Source organism: Pseudomonas sp. DF11, assembly GCF_058148565.1.
The window spans coordinates 123,428-139,887 of the sequence record NZ_JBYVYN010000006.1; the positions used below are offsets into that span (position 1 = coordinate 123,428).

11 protein-coding genes are annotated in these 16,460 nt (G+C 62.5%); 6 read left to right on the plus strand and 5 right to left on the minus strand.

All coding sequences use genetic code 11. The features are described from left to right. Positions 1-13: 13 nt before the first annotated feature. From AC30D9_RS18765 to tssB, 3 genes are all read right to left on the minus strand, one after another. Positions 14-511 (minus strand): Hcp family type VI secretion system effector, encoded by a 498-nt coding sequence (locus AC30D9_RS18765; RefSeq protein ID WP_109756006.1) that lies wholly within the window; start codon positions 509-511, stop codon positions 14-16. 229 nt (positions 512-740) lie between these two features. After that, on the minus strand, positions 741-2,222 hold the full coding sequence (tssC, locus tag AC30D9_RS18770; protein WP_134923948.1) for a type VI secretion system contractile sheath large subunit: 1,482 nt from the start codon (positions 2,220-2,222) through the stop codon (positions 741-743). A gap of 30 nt (positions 2,223-2,252) precedes the next feature. Further along, the gene (gene tssB / locus AC30D9_RS18775) at positions 2,253-2,813 is read right to left on the minus strand and encodes a type VI secretion system contractile sheath small subunit (RefSeq protein ID WP_134923949.1); all 561 of its coding nucleotides are present in this window, start codon (positions 2,811-2,813) and stop codon (positions 2,253-2,255) included. Between the two features lie 223 nt (positions 2,814-3,036). On the opposite strand from tssB, the gene AC30D9_RS18780 reads away from it, so the two are divergent. Genes AC30D9_RS18780 through tssA form a run of 5 tightly spaced genes read left to right on the plus strand, consistent with a single transcriptional unit; the run spans position 3,037 to position 10,565 of the window. Beyond that, on the plus strand, positions 3,037-3,501 hold the full coding sequence (locus tag AC30D9_RS18780; RefSeq protein WP_490144567.1) for a type VI secretion protein: 465 nt from the start codon (positions 3,037-3,039) through the stop codon (positions 3,499-3,501). Positions 3,502-3,553: 52 nt separating this feature from the next. Next, a complete protein-coding gene (tssK, locus tag AC30D9_RS18785; RefSeq protein WP_490144568.1) occupies positions 3,554-4,885 on the plus strand; it encodes a type VI secretion system baseplate subunit TssK in 1,332 nt (443 codons plus the stop codon). A gap of 18 nt (positions 4,886-4,903) precedes the next feature. Further along, positions 4,904-5,665 carry a DotU family type IV/VI secretion system protein gene (locus tag AC30D9_RS18790; RefSeq protein ID WP_307571021.1) on the plus strand — a complete coding sequence of 254 codons (762 nt, stop codon included), beginning with the start codon at positions 4,904-4,906 and terminating at the stop codon, positions 5,663-5,665. Beyond that, positions 5,662-9,486, plus strand: a complete 3,825-nt coding sequence (locus AC30D9_RS18795) for a type VI secretion system protein (protein ID WP_490144569.1) — start codon at positions 5,662-5,664, stop codon at positions 9,484-9,486. Before AC30D9_RS18790 ends, AC30D9_RS18795 begins: the two co-directional genes overlap by 4 nt. After that, positions 9,483-10,565, plus strand: a complete 1,083-nt coding sequence (tssA, locus tag AC30D9_RS18800) for a type VI secretion system protein TssA (protein ID WP_490144570.1) — start codon at positions 9,483-9,485, stop codon at positions 10,563-10,565. Before AC30D9_RS18795 ends, tssA begins: the two co-directional genes overlap by 4 nt. On the opposite strand, the gene AC30D9_RS18805 is transcribed toward tssA, so the two are convergent. After that, positions 10,562-11,515 (minus strand): 2-hydroxyacid dehydrogenase, encoded by a 954-nt coding sequence (locus AC30D9_RS18805; RefSeq protein ID WP_490144571.1) that lies wholly within the window; start codon positions 11,513-11,515, stop codon positions 10,562-10,564. The two genes, tssA and AC30D9_RS18805, sit on opposite strands and share 4 nt — an antisense overlap. A gap of 451 nt (positions 11,516-11,966) precedes the next feature. On the opposite strand from AC30D9_RS18805, the gene AC30D9_RS18810 reads away from it, so the two are divergent. Beyond that, positions 11,967-13,247 (plus strand): serine/threonine transporter, encoded by a 1,281-nt coding sequence (locus tag AC30D9_RS18810; RefSeq protein ID WP_490144572.1) that lies wholly within the window; start codon positions 11,967-11,969, stop codon positions 13,245-13,247. Between the two features lie 394 nt (positions 13,248-13,641). On the opposite strand, the gene acnB is transcribed toward AC30D9_RS18810, so the two are convergent. Further along, entirely contained in the window at positions 13,642-16,242 is a 2,601-nt protein-coding gene (gene acnB, locus AC30D9_RS18815; RefSeq protein WP_134926616.1) for a bifunctional aconitate hydratase 2/2-methylisocitrate dehydratase, read from the minus strand. Positions 16,243-16,460: the final 218 nt, after the last annotated feature.

The window sequence follows — 16,460 nt, forward strand, 5'->3', positions numbered from 1 at the left end:
GGGCGGCGCTTCCTTACTTGGTCATTTTGTTGGCGGCCAGGTCCCAGGTCGTGCCTGCCGTGCCTTCCTTGGTGCCGTCGTCTTTCTGTGCGGTGAGCTCCCATTTGATCTTGGTGAAGTTCAGCGACAGGGTTTCCACCGGTTTGCCGCCGGTGCCGCCGCTGACGCTGACGTTGGACAGCACCACGTTGGTCAGGGTGTAGATGATGAACGGCATGAGTTTGCCGCTGCCCTCGGCGGCGTTGCGGCCGATGGTGATGACAGCTTGCGGGATCGGCTTGCCGGCGCAGCAATACTCGTTGAGGGAAGGGGTGGAGCTGTCGATGAATTTGGTCAGGGTGAACTCGCCGATGTGGGGCCGGCCGGAGGTGCGCTCCGAGTTGCTGACGTCGTTGGTGACCTGCATCGCCACGTTGTGGCTGTAGGACATGACCTCGATCTTGTCCGTGAAACCCTCCAGCAGGCTGTCGCCCTTGATGTCGCCGCCGAGGTCGAGAATGATTGCATCCATTGTGTGGAACTCCTGAAGTCGAGTGGGGTGTTACCCGATACCGATCCGTTAAAGACGAACGCCGAACCTGTGGCGAGGGGATTTATCCCCGTTGGGCTGCGCAGCAGCCCTGAGCAGTCAGCTCAATCTGCCTGACACACCGGGTTGCTGGTATTCAGGGCCGCTTCGCGCCCCAACGGGGATAAATCCCCTCGCCACAACAAGCCCTTTCGCCATAGGTTTTTATTGATCAGGCAGCCACTGGTGGCGGCAGGGTCGCCACCAGGCGGATCGAGGCGGTCAGTTCCTCGAGCTGGAAGTGTGGCCGCAGGAATACCGTGGCCTTGTAGGCCCCCGGTTTGCCCGCCACCTCCGTCACGTCCACCCGCGCTTCGCGCAACGGGTATTGCGCCTTGATCTCTTGTGGCGCGTTGTCGTTGATCAACACGTAGTCGGCGATCCAGTTGTTGAGGTAGGTCTGCACGTTGTCGCGGGTCATGAAGCTGCCGACCTTGTCGCGCATGATCACCTTCAGGTAATGGGCGAAACGCGAGGCCGCGAGGACATACGGCAACATCGCCGAGATCCGCGCGTTGGCGTTGGCCTCGTTGGTGTTGTAGAGCTTGGCCTTGTTGGTGGTCTGGCCGCCGAAGAACACCGCCACGTCGCTGTTTTTCTTGTGGCACAGGGCGATGAAGCCCAGGTCGTTGAGTTCTTTTTCGCGGCGATCGGTGATCGCCACTTCGGTCGGGCATTTGAGTGACAGGTCCCCGGAACTGGTGCGGAAGGTATGGGCCGGCAGGCCTTCGACCGCGCCACCGCCCTCGGCCCCGCGAATCGCCGCGCACCAGCCATATTTAGCGAAGGCTTCAGTGATGCGTTGCGACAGCGCCCAGGCGGCGTTGCCCCACAGGTATTTGCTGTGGTCGGTGCCGTTGACGTCTTCGACGTAGTTGATGCCCTCCACCGGCAAGGTGTCCGGGCCGTAGGGCAGGCGCAGCAGGAAGTGTGGCAGCACCAGGGACACGTAGCGCGAGTCTTCGCTTTCACGGAACGAGCGCCACTTGATCAGTTCCTGGCTCTCGAAAATCTTCGACAGGTCCCTGGGAATCGCCAGTTCGGTAAAGCTGGTCATGTCGAACAAGCGCGGGCTGGCGGCGGCAATGAACGGTGCGTGCGCCGCCGCGGCGACGTTCGACAGTTTTTCCAGCAGGCCGATATCCTGCGGGTGCCGGCCAAAGGTGTAGTCGCCCACCAGCAGGCTGAACGGATGTCCGCCGAAGGTGCCGTATTCCTCCTCGTAGATTTTCTTGAACAGCGCGCTCTGGTCGAATTCGACGGCTTTTTCCAGATCGTTCTGCAGTTCTTTCTGGGTGACGTTGAGCAGGCGCAACTTGAGCCGCGTGCTGGTTTCGGTGTTCTGCACCAGCATGTGCAGGCCGCGCCAGGAGGCCTCGAGTTTTTGCAGGTCGGGATGGTGCAGCACTTCGTTGAGCTGGGCGCTGATCAACTGATCGATCTGGCTGATGCGGTCGTTGATCATCGCCACGGTGTCCTTGTCGATGGCCATGCCTTCGTCGAGGACCTGGGTCGCGAATTCAGCGAGCATGTCGCGGGCATAGTCTTGCTGGCTATCGTCGTGGGCCATGCGGCCTTCGGCGATGATCTTGTCCAGCAGAGACAGGGTCTGGGTCGTGCTCTCGCTGGTTTGAGCGCTGGATGAAGCAGGCATGGCTTTATCTCCCTTGAATGATGAGCACGATCAGGCCTGTGGTTCGGTCGGGGCCGGGTCATCGTTGGCGGCCACCGTCGGTAGCTCTTGCGGTGCATCCTGGGGCCGGGCCGACTTGATCTCTTGCAGGCCTTCGGTATTGGCGATCACGTCGCGCAGCAGCTTGTCGAGGTCGTCGTTGCCATCGAGCTTGGTCAACAGGTCCCGCAGGCGTTGACGGGCTTCGAACAGCCGGCGCAGCGGCGTGACCTGCTCCACGACCTTGACCGGGTCGAAGTCATCGATGTGACGGAAGTTGAGTTCGATGTTGAGCTTGCTGTCGTCGCCGCTGAGGGTGTTGTTCACCTGGAGCGTGGCGCGGGGGGAGATGGAAGCGAGTACCTCGTTGAAATTATCCCGATCGATTTCCGTGAAGCGCCGCTCGTTGAGCTTGGGCAGCGGCTCCAGTGGCTTGCCCGAAAGGTCGGCCAGAATGCCGACCACCAGTGGCAATTCTTTTTTCTCGATGGCGTTGCCGATTTCCACGTCATAGGTGATCTGGACGCGGGGAGGACGGACTCTGTCGAGCTTGTGCTGGGTACTTTCTGCCATGGCGGCCGACTCCGATGCATATGGGGAGCAATGCATCGGGAGGCCCGCTCATCGCATTCCCTTGCTGATCCGCAGGTTGCAAATGGACGGCAGAAAACCTGTCATTCCCTTGACGAACCTGGTCCATTCGACCGTGCTGGTCGAACTATCCAAGACGCTAGAACAGGTCTATAAAAATGCAAGCAAAAACAATTTTTGACCGCTGAGAAAAGGAAGATTCATTTTGCGTGTCTTTTTTTCCGGATTTTGTTTGAGCCTGGTGCTCACCGGTTGCTCGCTTTTCGCCCCCAGCGTCGACCTGGACAGTCTGACCCTGGACGTCGCGCCACGGGCTAATGACGACACGCCGATCGCGGTGGACTTCATCGCCGTGAACGACCCGGACCTGCTCAAGCAGCTATCGGGTATCACCGCCAGCCAGTGGTTCGCCGAGCGCGAACAGTTCCAGCGCGACTATCGTCAACTCATGTCGGTGTGGGGGCTGGAGCTGGTTCCGGGGCAATTCATCGACCGCCAACCCTTCCCGCTGGAGGGCCGGCGCGCCGCTGGACTTTTGGTCTTCGCCAGCTATAACACTCCCGGAGCCCACCGGCTTCGGCTGGACGATCAGCGCAAGGCCTGGCTGAAATTCGACAGTCGCGAGATGACCCTCGTGAATGACGGCCAGCAGGGTGACAGTCAGCCTTGAGTGAACCGCGGGCCGCCATGGGCGGCGACATTGGGATGTCGAAGGGAGTCGTATGAGTCTGTTACCTGACGCGGTGTGTTGGCATGAGGGCATGCAGTTGTTGCCCCAGCATTTTCAATTGCAAGGGTTGCGCGCCGAAGCCCTGGCCGCGCATTTTGCCGGGGCCTGCAATCCCTGGTTCTGGGGCGTCAGCCAATTGGAAGTCGATCCTTCGGCCCTCAGCGCCGGCCAGGTACGACTGCTGCAACTGCAGGGCACCTTGCCGGATGGCTTGCCGGTCAACCTGCAGGCCGGTGTCGGGCCGACCCTGGAGTTGGACATCAGCGAGGCGGTCAACAAGACCGACGACGCCACCGTGACCGTGTACCTGGCCATCAGCCCGCTCTGGCGTGCCGGGCAATTGCTGCCGCTCAAGGGCCGGTTGCAATCGGTGATCGGCGAGGCGCTGCCGGATCTCACCAGTGGCGAATTTCCCGAGTCGATCACCGTCTGGCGTCCGAACCCACGGCTGTGTACGCAGCTGAGCAAGGCCGATTCGGTCTGCCTGCCGCTGTTGCGTATTCGCAAGGAGGGCGGTGGCTTTTTGCGGGTGCCCTATACGCCGCCCACGCCTGTGCTGCTGCCCGAGTCGGAACTCGGTCGGCGTGTCGCCGGGCTGTGTGCCCGGGCCCGGGAAAAGTGCCTGTTTCTCGCCGGTCGGCTGCGTCAGGCCCAGGCCGCGGGGAACCAGGACGATGCCCTGGAAATCCGCCGGCAGTTGACCGCGTTGTGGGCGCGGTTACCGGAAATCGAAGGTGCGCTGAACACCCGGGTGGCGACCCCGCAATCGCTCCATGGCTTGCTGCTGGGGTTGGCCGGCGCTTGGTCGGCCCTCGATCCGCTGGCGGGCGTGCCGGCCTTCGCCCCCCTGGATTTTCTGGAGTTGCAGCGCGGCTACGAGCCACTGCTCGACTGGTTGGAAGACACCCTGGAGCTGGTTCGCGCCGGCTATCGCAGCCTGGCCTTCGAGCGCAACGACCAGGTGTTCTCGATCCAGTTGCCCGACGATCAGCCCAGCCAACGCCTGGTCATTGGCCTGCGCATGCCCAATGGCGCCAGCGAGCAGGCCGCAGCCGAGTGGCTGCGCGGGGCGATCATCGCGTCCGCGCCGCACGTGCCGCTGTTGAGCCGCCAGCGCATGAGTGGCTTGCCCCATCAGGCCATGAGTCGCAACGAGCAGGTGGCCTACAGCGTCGGCGATGACACCCGGTTGTTCGTGGTGGCCGCCAGCGGGCAATGGTTCGACGGGCAGTTGCCGTTGCACATCGTGGCGCCGGCGTCGGCCCAGGCCAGCAGCCCGTGGCAAGTGGTGTTGTTCGTGGCGCAAGTCGGTGAAAGTGCCTGATCGCAAAAGGGGAGTCGTATGCCTGACGGAAGTGGCGGGGCGGTTCGGAGTCTGCATGAGGCGCCGCTGAGCAGCGCTTTTCGTCAGGCTTGGCTGAAGTGGTCCCAGGACTGGCAGGACTTGCCCAAGGACAGCGACCCTGCGGTATTGGTCAATCGGGTGGTGGAGTTTTCCGGACGCAGCGCCCAGCGTCTGTGGCGGGTGGCCTTCGCCACCGTCGGCGATGCCGCCATCGAGCAGGTCAAGGCGCTGGTCTATGCCTTCGTGGCGCTGGTGGATGAAACCCTGCTGTTCAGCCCTTGGCCGGGGCAACTGGCCTGGCAGCAGCATCCGCTCGAATCGCGTATGTATGCCAGTCGCCAGGCTGGCGAGCGCTTGCCAGCAGCGATCAAGAAACTGCTCGACGAGCAGATGCCCGGCACCCGGGACCTGGCAAATGTCTACCTGCAATGCCTGATCCTCGGGTTTCAGGGGCGGCTGCGCGGCGAGCCCGGTCAGGTCCAGCATGAAAAATGGCGCCTGGCGTTGTTCACCTTTGCCTGGCAGCACGACCCCGATTATGTCGATGTCAGCCAGCGCCTGGCGTTGCCTTCGGCGGCAGCGCCAGTGCGTATGCCGGGGCAACAGTCACTGCCGGACGGGGTTCGCCTGGGGCTGGCGATCCTGGCGATGGTGCTGTTGCTGACCGGGTTGGGGCAGGTGTTCTGGCGCGATATTGGTTCGGCCCTCGAACCGGTCCTGCAACTGAACGAGTCGGCGGTCCAGGAGCAGGATTCATGAGTCCCCTGAGCGTCTTCGCCCTGGTGTTGCTCGCCATCGTCCTGGTGCTGTTGATCGTGGCCGGGATCTGGTGGCTGCGGACCCAGGGTGGCGCGGCGATCCGCAGTTTCTATGGGGCGGTGCGCCATATGGAGCAGGAGCAGGGCACCCGGGATCGTTATCAGATGCCTTGGCTGATGATGCTGGGCAATGAAGCGGACGGCGCGCAGCTGTGTGCCCAGTGGCGTTTGCAACCCACTGACAAAGTCGCATGGTTCGGGCGCTGGTGGTCGGATACCGAAGGCGCGGTGCTGGTGGTGCCCCAGGCGTTGTTCCTGCCCGATGAAGGCATGAACCGGCAACGGGGCAACTGGTGGCGCTTGCTGGGATTGATCCTGCGACTGCGCAGCAGACGGCCTCTGGATGCGGTGATCTGGACTGTCCCGTTCGGCAAGCTCGATGACATCGAACATGCCACCGAATTGAGCCTCAAGGCCCGGCGCGGTTTTATCGACCTTCTGCAACGCTTTGGCCTCAGCCTGCCGGTGTACGTGGTGATCACCGGGATGGAGCAGTTGCCCGGGTTCCAGGAACTGGTCAGCGCATTGCCTGCCGAGGCCCGGGAATCGACGTTGGGCTGGTCTTCGCCGTACTTGCCGGATGCGGCCTGGCAATCGCAGTGGAGTGACCAGGCGTTGGATCAGGTGATCGCTGCGCTGTCGCAATCGATCATTGAGATCGGTGCGCTGTCGGGGCAACTGAGTGCCGATCTTTACGGGTTGCCCGAGCGTTTCGAAGGTTTGCGGCGGACCCTGCAGATTCTGCTGGAGCCGGTTTTCCAAGGTAACACCCAGGGCGAAGCACCGCGTTTTCGGGGTGTCTATTTCACCGCCAGCCAAGCACCGGCGGTTACGGGAGATGGGTTCGCAGCCACTGACAACGTTCTGCGGCAGACGGTTTTCGCTCGACAACTGTGGTCACGTCGCTTGGTGGCCGAGCGTGGCCTGGCCCAACCCGTACCGCGTCTGCTGCGTTTGCGCCAGCGCTGGCATCGACTGGCCGGCGCGGTCGCGTTGGTGGTCGGCCTGGTCTGGCTGGGGGGCATGTTGTGGGTCTGGCACGATTCGGTGGAGGAGGCCGAGGAACTCTCGCGCTTGATCCTCAGTGCCCATAAGAACCATCTGGTAGTCGACTCGGACGAGCCACAACTGGAACCGACCCGGCACAACGTCCAGAACTACTGGAACGTGTTGGAAAAAGCCCCGCGCTGGCGCTTCGTCTCGGTGGTCTTTCCCACTTCGTGGTTCTCCTCGGTGGACGCGCAATTGGAGCAGGGCTTGCGCCTGACCGCTCGGCACCACTGGGTATTGCCGCTGCGTGACCTGTTGAACTGGGACCTGGAACAACTCAAGTCCATCCGCAACACCGAGCGCCGGGGCAACGTGGAAAGTGAAGACCCGGCGCAATGGCAAAGCTACGTGAAGGCCAAGGACCTGGTGGAGCGGGCCGTGCGCCTGGAGCAACACAATCAGCTGTTCAACCAGGCGATAAACAACCCCAAGGCGCCGCTGGATGAGCTGGTGCAACTGAGCAACAACGCCTTGTCGCTGAACCTCAACACGGGAACCTTGAGCCGGGCACGCTTCTACAACCGGGTGCTGTTCGATGCGCAAAACACCGACTTGAAAGGGCTGGACCTGAACGCCGTGCGTCCGGCGATTTCCGATAACTTCATCGGCCTGATGCAGCGCTGGCTCGATCATTATTTCCTGGCGGACAACTTCGTGCGCCAGGCCGGCTACCTCAAGCTGCATCTGCAACGACTGGAGGCGGGGAGTGGAAACTCCTTGAGCGAACTCGAAGACCTGATGGCGCTGATCGACGACTTGCAGACGCTGGTCAGCCTGACCAATTCGGCCTGGGGCCGGGGCAAGGGGCAGGACCTGGTGCCCGGTTACACCCAGATGATGGACAAGGTCAGCCACAGCACCTTGCTTGGCCCGGATATCGAACAGGACCTGGAGAGCCAGGCGGCGAAGCTGCAGCAGAGTTTCAGGGACCAGTGGATCGTCCAGACCGGTTCCCGGGACAATCTGCTGGTGCAGCAGGGCAGTGGCCTGCTGGTGCTGCAAGACCATGTCACGGCGCTGGACGGTGCGGTACAAGCCCTGTTCAAGCGTGATTTCGTGGCGTTGGCGTTGCAGAAGGATCCCTCGGGCAGTAATGCCGATTCGATGGGCCAGGGCGACGGCAGCGATGATTTCAGCGTCGCCCTGAACTACTTCGCCAGCTACAAGAGTTACGCCAACGAGGAGCTGCCGCGCATCCCGCCGGATTACCGTGACGCGCTGATGCAGGCCGCTGAAGGCGCCGCGGCCCGGGCCATGTGGTTGAGCCTGGATGAAAGCGACGAGTCGTTGCCCGGCATGGGCTTCAATGTACAAACGGCCCAGGCGGTCGCGCTGCAAAAGGCTTTCATGGACGTGCACCGTGGCGACCTGGCGATACGTTTCCAGCGTCTGCTCAATCGCCGGGCATTGGCACAGATCAAGAGTGGCCTGGACGAGATCGACGCCCAGCCGCTGTTCAGCCAGCGGGCCGATATCCAGCGTTGGGACGGCTCGAAAAACTTCGGTTTGCTGCTTTACGGAGCCAGCGATCCACAAGACCTGAAGCTGAACCTGAACCAGCAATTCGGCGCGATGCTGCAGATCGCCGAGCGGCGAATGCCCGCGCTGGAATGGCTGATCGTCCAGCAGGACAACCTGTCGGCCCTGGAACACGACCAGGTGGCGCGCTTCATGGCCCTCAACGATGAATTGCTCAAGTACAAGAACCAGAACCCGGCCAGTTCGGCGGCCCAACTGGAGCAATTGGTGAGCCGGGATTTCATCGCCATGGACACCGCGTCTTGCGCGCAGATCCTGCAAACCTCCAGCCTGTCCGGCGGGCGCGGTGACCTGGCCCAGCGCACCGTCGCGTTGCAGCAGAGCGCCCTGCAACGTTGCCTGTACCTGCAACAGAACCAGGCCGCGACTGCCTGGAATGATCTGGCCAACTATTTCAATCAATACCTGGCCGGACGCTTTCCGTTTTCCCAGGATGTGCGGGCCAGCGATGCCGACCCGGCGCGGGTCCAGCATTTGCTCGAGCTGATCGAAACTCGCCTGCCCCTGGCCCAGGCCGGGCTGACGTTGAGCCAGGCGCCGGAGCGATTGGCGGCCGAGGATTTCCTCAACCGCTTGAAACAGGCTGGGGCCTGGCTCGGGCCGCTGTTCGTGCGCGACAAGAGTGGCATCCTGGGTGTGGAAATGGATGTGCGCTGGCGCACCGATCGCGATGAAGAGCGCGGCGCCGACCAGGTGATCGCCTGGAGCCTGGACGCCGGCAACCAGCAGATCAGCTACCCCGGCGGCGGCCAGCAGAACCTGCGCTGGATGGTCGGCCAGCCCGTGCGCCTGACTTTGCGTTGGGCCCGCAACGGCTACCAGCGACCGGCCAACGACCCGTTGCAACCGAACCTGGTGGTGCGCGACCTGGAGGCCGGTTGGGAATACCAGGGGCCTTGGTCATTGCTGCGCCTGATGCGTTCGTTGGTGTCGAGCCAGCGCCAGCCGAATGTCGACTACACCGATTTTCCCCTGGCCCTGCAACTGCCGGTGACCGCCCAGACCCAGGCCCGCACGGCGCAGCAAACCTTGATGTTCGTGCGCCTGTCGTTGATGAGCCAGGGCTCCAAGCTGCCGTTGTCGATCCCGCCGCTGCCGACGCGGGCGCCCCGTTCACCTTTCATGGCGACCTCATCGAGCCCCGCCATTGCCACTCGTGAGGAGGGCCTGTGAGCTTACCGATATCGCCTTTGCCTGAGCTGGTCAGCCAATTGCTCGAGCCGATCAGCGCTGAATCGCCCTGTGGCCAGGACCTGCGCTACGAACCGGAATATGACCAGTTGCGCGAATTGCGCCGGGAGGACGACACCAGCCTGCCCACCGGCGTGTGGCAGTCTTCGATCAAGCGCGCCCTGTGGCCAGACCTGGAACGACTGGCGACCATGTTGCTGCTGCAGCGCAGCAAGGACTTGATGATCAGCGCCTGGCTGGGGGAGGCCTGGTTGCATATGGCCGGGCTGGAGGGGTTGCCGGGCAGCCTGGCGCTGGTGGCGGGGCTGTGTGAGCGCTACCCGGAGCAGTTGCACCCCCAGGCCGATGAAGGCGACCAGTCGTGGCGGGTGATCCCGCTGGAATGGCTGGCCCGTCGCTACAGTGAAGTGTTGCTGACGCGCGTGCCATTGCTCGATGGCCGGGATCAGGATTTCGCCGGTTTCTGTCTGGACGACTGGCAACGCTTGCAGCGCCAGCAAGTACTGGTGAACGACAGCAAGAACGCCAAGGCATCGGCGGAAGCGGCGCGCAACGATCAAAAGAAACTCAGCGAACTGATTCGCAACACACCCTTGTCATTCTGGTTGCATCGCCAGGGCAGCCTGATGTTGAGCCTGCAACACCTGCAGCGGCTCGAAGCCTGGAGCGACGCTTACCTGGGCAACCAGGCCCCGGGCTACAAATCCCTGCAGGACGTGATGCAGGCCTTGCTGGCACTGATAGAGGAGTTCATCGCGATGCACCCACAGCAACCCGCTGTCGTGCCGGTGCAAGCGTCGCCGACACTTACACCGCCGACGTCCCAGTCGCAGGCGGCACCTGCCCAGGTCTTCCAGGAGCCGGCCAATCGTGAGGAGGCCTATCGACAGCTACTGGTCATCGCCGGTTACCTGGCCCGCACCGAACCCCACAGCCCGGTGCCCTATCTGATCCGGCGCGGCGTGGAGTGGGGCAACAAGCCGTTGAGCGAGTTGCTGGGGGAACTGATCAGTGCCGATGCCGAATCCCGCCGGTTATGGACATTGCTGGGGGTGCTTTAAGGCTGCGCGTCGGGTAGCGGTACTGGCGTCAACACCGGCTTGCCGGAAAAGAACGCGTTCAGGTTCTGGCCCACCAGCTCCACCGTGCCACGCGTCGCTTCCGGCGACAGGCCGGCCACATGGGGCGTCAGCACAACGTTGGGCAGGTGTTTCAGCGCGTCGGGCACTTCGGGTTCGTGATCGAACACGTCCAGGGCCGCTCCGGCAATTCGCCGTTGCTCCAGGGCGCTGATCAGGTCGGCGGTGGCGACCACGCTGGCGCGGGCGATGTTCACCAGGAAACCATTGGGGCCCAGGGCATCGAGGGCCTGTTTGTTGATCAATTGCCGGGTGTCCAGGCCGCCGGGTGTGGCGACGATCAGGAAGTCCGAGGCCCGGGCCAGTTCCGTAGGCGTGGCGCAGAAGGTGTAGGGCACGTCGTTGCGCATCCGGCGATTGTGGTAGCTGACGCTCATGTCGAACCCGAGGGCGGCCCGCTTGGCGATCGCCATGCCCACCGCGCCCAGGCCCAGCACGCCCAGGCGCTTGCCGGCCAGGGAAGGGCGCATGACCTTGGGCCATTCGCCACGGCGTACGCACGCGTCGGCCCGGGGAATGTCGCGCACCAGCGCCAGCAGCAGCGCCATGGCATGGTCCGCCACCGACGAGGCGTTGACCCCGGCGCCGTTGGTTACCACGATGCCCCGGTTGCGCGCGGCCTGCAGGTCCACTTGTTCGTAACCGGCGCCGATCACGCAAATGATCTGCAAATTGGGCAGGGCGGCGATTTCTTCCGCCGTCAAACCCAGGGGGCCGCGGGTCAGAACCGCGCTGAAGCGTTCACCGTGTTCGAAAATCGCTGTCTTGCGTTCGGCAGGCGTGGGCGCCAATTCCAGGTGATACCCCTGCCGCTCGAGAATCGGCAGGTACTCATTGACGGTTTCAACCAGTACCAGAACGGTTGCTGTCATGCTGGGCTCCTGTGGGTGCTGGGGCGATTGCAAGTATTCAACCTGATTGTAGGAGCAGAGGGCAGGGGGTTCCGGCTTTTTATGTGCATTTCGGTTTTGGTGTCGTTCTTATGGGGGATTGCTCGCTGTGGCGGCCTGACAGCTGACTTGGCTCTGGCGGTCGTGCTGCAATCCAACTGTGGGAGCGAGCCTGCTCGCGATGGCGATGGCACATCCAACATGAATGTCGATTGATCCTTCGCTCTCGCGAGCACGCTCGCTCTCACAGGAAATGCGGGGGCATCTTTTATGAGAGTAATCTGATCCGCACAACCACTCCTCAGCTAAGTCTTTGCTTCTGCTCGCTAATCCCGGACAATCGCGCCCCTGTTTCGGTCGGGGCGCTGCCTGTCGGGTTTTTCCGACTCGTCCCGGCCGGGTGCACGTGACCGGAAAGCGGAGATCCGACCGGATGAATGATCAGGCCAATAGCGTCGAAGAGCGCTTTGAAACGACTGTCCCAGCCACCCTCAGCCAATGGAGTCGTCAGGACACCACGTGGATGCTGGGCCTGTTTGGCACCGCCATCGGTGCAGGCACGCTGTTCTTACCGATCAATGCAGGTCTGGGCGGCTTCTGGCCGCTGTTGATCCTGGCGTTGCTGGCGTTCCCCATGACGTTCTATGCCCACCGGGGCCTGACCCGTTTTGTGTTGTCCGGTCGTGACGGCGCGGACATCACTGAGGTGGTGGAAGAGCATTTCGGCCTCAAGGCCGGTGCGTTGATCACCCTGCTGTATTTCTTTGCGATTTTCCCGATCCTGCTGATCTACAGCGTGGCGCTGACCAACACCGTGGGCAGTTTCCTGGAGCATCAACTGCATATCCAACCGCCCCCTCGGGCCGTACTGTCCCTGGTGCTGATCCTCGGCCTGCTGGCGGTGGTGCGCTGCGGCGAGCAAGCGATCGTCAAGGCGATGAGCCTGATGGTCTATCCGTTTATCGTGGCGCTGCTGTTCCTGGCGGTGTTCCTGATCCCGCACTGGAACGGCGGCATCCTGACCACGGCGTCGACACCACCTGAACCTTCGGCGCTGCTGCACACCCTGTGGCTGGCGATCCCGGTGATGGTGTTCTCGTTCAACCACTCGCCGATCATCTCGGCGTTTGCGGTGGACCAGAAGCGTCGCTATGGCAGCAACGCCGAGGAGCGCAGTTCGCAGATCCTGTCGCGCGCCCATGTGCTGATGGTGGTGATGGTGCTGTTTTTCGTGTTCAGTTGCGTGCTGACCTTGTCCCCGGCGCAACTGGCTGAGGCCAAGGCGCAGAATCTGTCGATCCTGTCGTACCTGGCCAACCATTTCAGCAACCCGACCATCGCTTTTGCCGCGCCGCTGATTGCGTTTGTCGCCATTTCCAAATCGTTCCTGGGGCACTACATCGGCGCCAGCGAAGGCCTCAAGGGCCTGATCGTCAAGAGCGGCCGCCGTCCGGCGCCCAAGACCCTGGACCGGCTCACCGCAGCGTTCATGTTGGTAGTGTGCTGGATCGTCGCCACGCTCAACCCGAGCATCCTGGGCATGATCGAAACCCTCGGTGGCCCGGTCATCGCGGCGATCCTGTTCCTGATGCCGATGTACGCCATCCGCAAAGTCCCGGCCATGGCCCGCTATCGCGGCCAGGCGTCGAATGTCTTCGTGGTGCTGGTGGGCCTGGTGGCGATTACCGCGTTGGTCTATTCCTTCGTGGCCTGATTGGATCCCTGTGGGGACGGGCTTGCTCGCGAAAGCGCTGGGTCAGCTTGCATTGATGTTGGATGGGCCGCCGTCTTCACGAGCAGGCTCGCTCCCACATGGGGTTGTGGGTGTTCATATATTCTCCATTCACCACATATCCCCTGTGGGAGCGGGCTTGCTCGCGAAAGCGCTGGGTCAGCTTGCATTGATGTTGGATGGGCCGCCGTCTTCGCGAGCAAGCCCGCTCCCACATGGGGGCCGGGGTGTTCGGTGAAATTGCATTCACCATAAATCCCCCTGTGGGAGCGAGCCTGCTCGCGAAAGCGGTGGCCCGGCTAGCATTGAAATCCCAGGCATAAAAAAACGCCGCCCCTCGCAAGAAGGGCGGCGTTTTTAGTCGGGCGTTGAAGCGTTAGGCTTGAACGACCGGGATGTTGGCGTTTGCAGCCGCTTCACGGAACTCGGCGATCTGGTCGAAGCTCAGGTAGCGGTATACGTCCGCTGCCATGCTGTCGATCTTGCCGGCGTATTCCATGTACTCCTCGACGGTCGGCAGGCGACCCAGGATGGACGCAACGGACGCCAGTTCGGCCGAGGCCAGGTAGACGTTCGCGCCGTCACCCAGACGGTTCGGGAAGTTACGGGTCGAAGTCGACACCACGGTGGAGTTCGGCTCGACGCGTGCCTGGTTACCCATGCACAGCGAGCAGCCTGGCATTTCCATCCGTGCGCCGGCCTTGCCGTAGATGCCGTAGTAGCCTTCTTCGGTCAGTTGGTGAGCGTCCATCTTGGTCGGCGGCGACAGCCACAGGCGGGTTGGCAGCTGACCCTTGACCTGATCCAGCAGCTTACCGGCAGCGCGGAAGTGACCGATGTTGGTCATGCACGAACCGATGAACACTTCGTCGATCTTCTGGCCAGCAACGCTGGACAGCAGGCGGGCGTCGTCCGGGTCGTTCGGCGCGCAGAGCACAGGCTCCTTGACGTCGGCCAGGTCGATCTCGATGACTTCGGCGTATTCGGCGTCCTTGTCGGCTTCCAGCAGTTCCGGGTTGGCCAGCCAGGCTTCCATCGCCTGGGCGCGACGCTCCAGGGTGCGGGCATCGCCGTAGCCTTCGCCGATCATCCAGCGCAGCAGGGTGATGTTCGATTGCAGGTACTCGGCAATCGATTCCTTGGACAGCTTGATGGTGCAACCGGCAGCCGAACGTTCGGCCGAGGCGTCGGACAGTTCGAAGGCTTGCTCGACGGTCAGGGTTTCCAGACCTTCGATCTCCAGGATGCGGCCGGAGAAGGCGTTTTTCTTGCCTTTCTTCTCGACGGTCAACAGGCCTTTCTGGATCGCGTAGTAAGGGATGGCATGTACCAGGTCACGCAGGGTGACGCCCGGTTGCAGCTTGCCCTTGAAACGAACCAGGATCGATTCCGGCATATCCAGCGGCATGACGCCGGTGGCAGCGGCGAAGGCCACCAGGCCGGAACCGGCCGGGAACGAGATACCGATCGGGAAACGGGTGTGGGAGTCACCACCGGTACCGACGGTGTCCGGCAGCAGCATGCGGTTCAGCCAGCTGTGGATGATGCCGTCGCCCGGACGCAGGGACACGCCGCCACGGGTCATGATGAAGTCAGGCAGGGTGTGGTGGGTGGTCACGTCGATCGGCTTTGGATAGGCCGCGGTGTGGCAGAAGGACTGCATCACCAGGTCGGTCGAGAAGCCCAGGCACGCCAGGTCCTTGAGTTCGTCACGGGTCATCGGGCCAGTGGTGTCCTGGGAGCCGACGGTGGTCATCTTAGGCTCGCAGTAGGTGCCAGGACGAACGCCCTTGACGCCGCAGGCCTTGCCGACCATTTTCTGCGCCAGGGTGAAGCCCTTGGTGCTTTCGGCCGGTGCTTCCGGCTTCTTGAACAGGTCCGAAGGTGGCAGGCCCAGCTCGGCGCGTGCCTTCTCGGTCAGGCCACGGCCGATGATCAGCGGGATACGGCCGCCAGCACGGACTTCGTCCAACAGGACCGGGGTCTTCATTTCGAAGGTGGCCAGGACTTCATCGGTACCGTGCTTGCAGACTTTGCCAGCATGCGGGTACAGGTCGATCACGTCGCCCATGTGCATGTTGGACACATCGAATTCGATCGGCAGGGCGCCGGCGTCTTCCATGGTGTTGTAGAAAATCGGGGCGATCTTGCTGCCGAAGCAGAAGCCGCCGGCGCGCTTGTTCGGCACATAAGGAACGTCGTCGCCGAAGAACCACAGTACCGAGTTGGTCGCCGATTTACGCGACGAACCGGTACCGACCACGTCACCGACGTAGGCGATCGGGAAGCCTTGGCCACGCATCTCTTCGATCTGCTTCATCGGGCCGGTCTTGCCTTGTTCGTCAGGCACGATGCCGTCACGGGCCATTTTCAGCATGGCCAGGGCGTGCAGCGGGATGTCCGGGCGGGACCAGGCATCAGGGGCAGGGGACAGGTCGTCGGTGTTGGTTTCGCCGGTGACCTTGAACACCCGCAGGCTGATCTTGTCGGCCAGTACAGGGCGGTTCTTGAACCACTCGCCGTCAGCCCAGGATTGCAGCACGGCCTTGGCGTGAACGTTACCGTTCTTGGCTTTTTCAGCGACGTCGTGGAAGGCATCGAACATCAGTAGGGTGTGCTTGAGTTCTTCGGCGGCTACCGGCGCCAGTTCGGCGTCGTCCAGCAGTTCCACCAGGGTCACGATGTTGTAGCCGCCCTGCATGGTGCCGAGCAGTTCAACGGCGCGCTTCTTGTCCAGCAGAGGGGATTGGGCCTGGCCCTTGGCCAGGGCGGACAGGAAGCCGGCCTTGACATAGGCAGCCTCGTCGACTCCAGGCGGAACGCGATTGGTGATCAGGTCAACGAGGAAAGCTTCTTCGCCAGCCGGGGGATTTTTCAGCAGCTCGATCAGGCCTGCGGTTTGTTCGGCGTTGAGCGGCTGGGGAACGATACCCAGGGCTGCACGCTCTTCGATATGTTTGCGGTAGGCTTCAAGCACAGTTATTACCCTCATCAGTGGTCCCAAATGGGTGTCCGGGACGCTCATCCAGGAACCCACGGTACTCATGCGCGTCGGGGGCTTTTTGGGCCACCACGCCAGAGTTTCCGTAGGTTCCTCACAGAAGCTGCTTTCAAAGTTTTACGCCTGCAGAACGGGGAGCTGATGAGGGTTGGCGTTGGGCTTTCCCCGCTGGAAAGACCCTTCGCCAACACCGC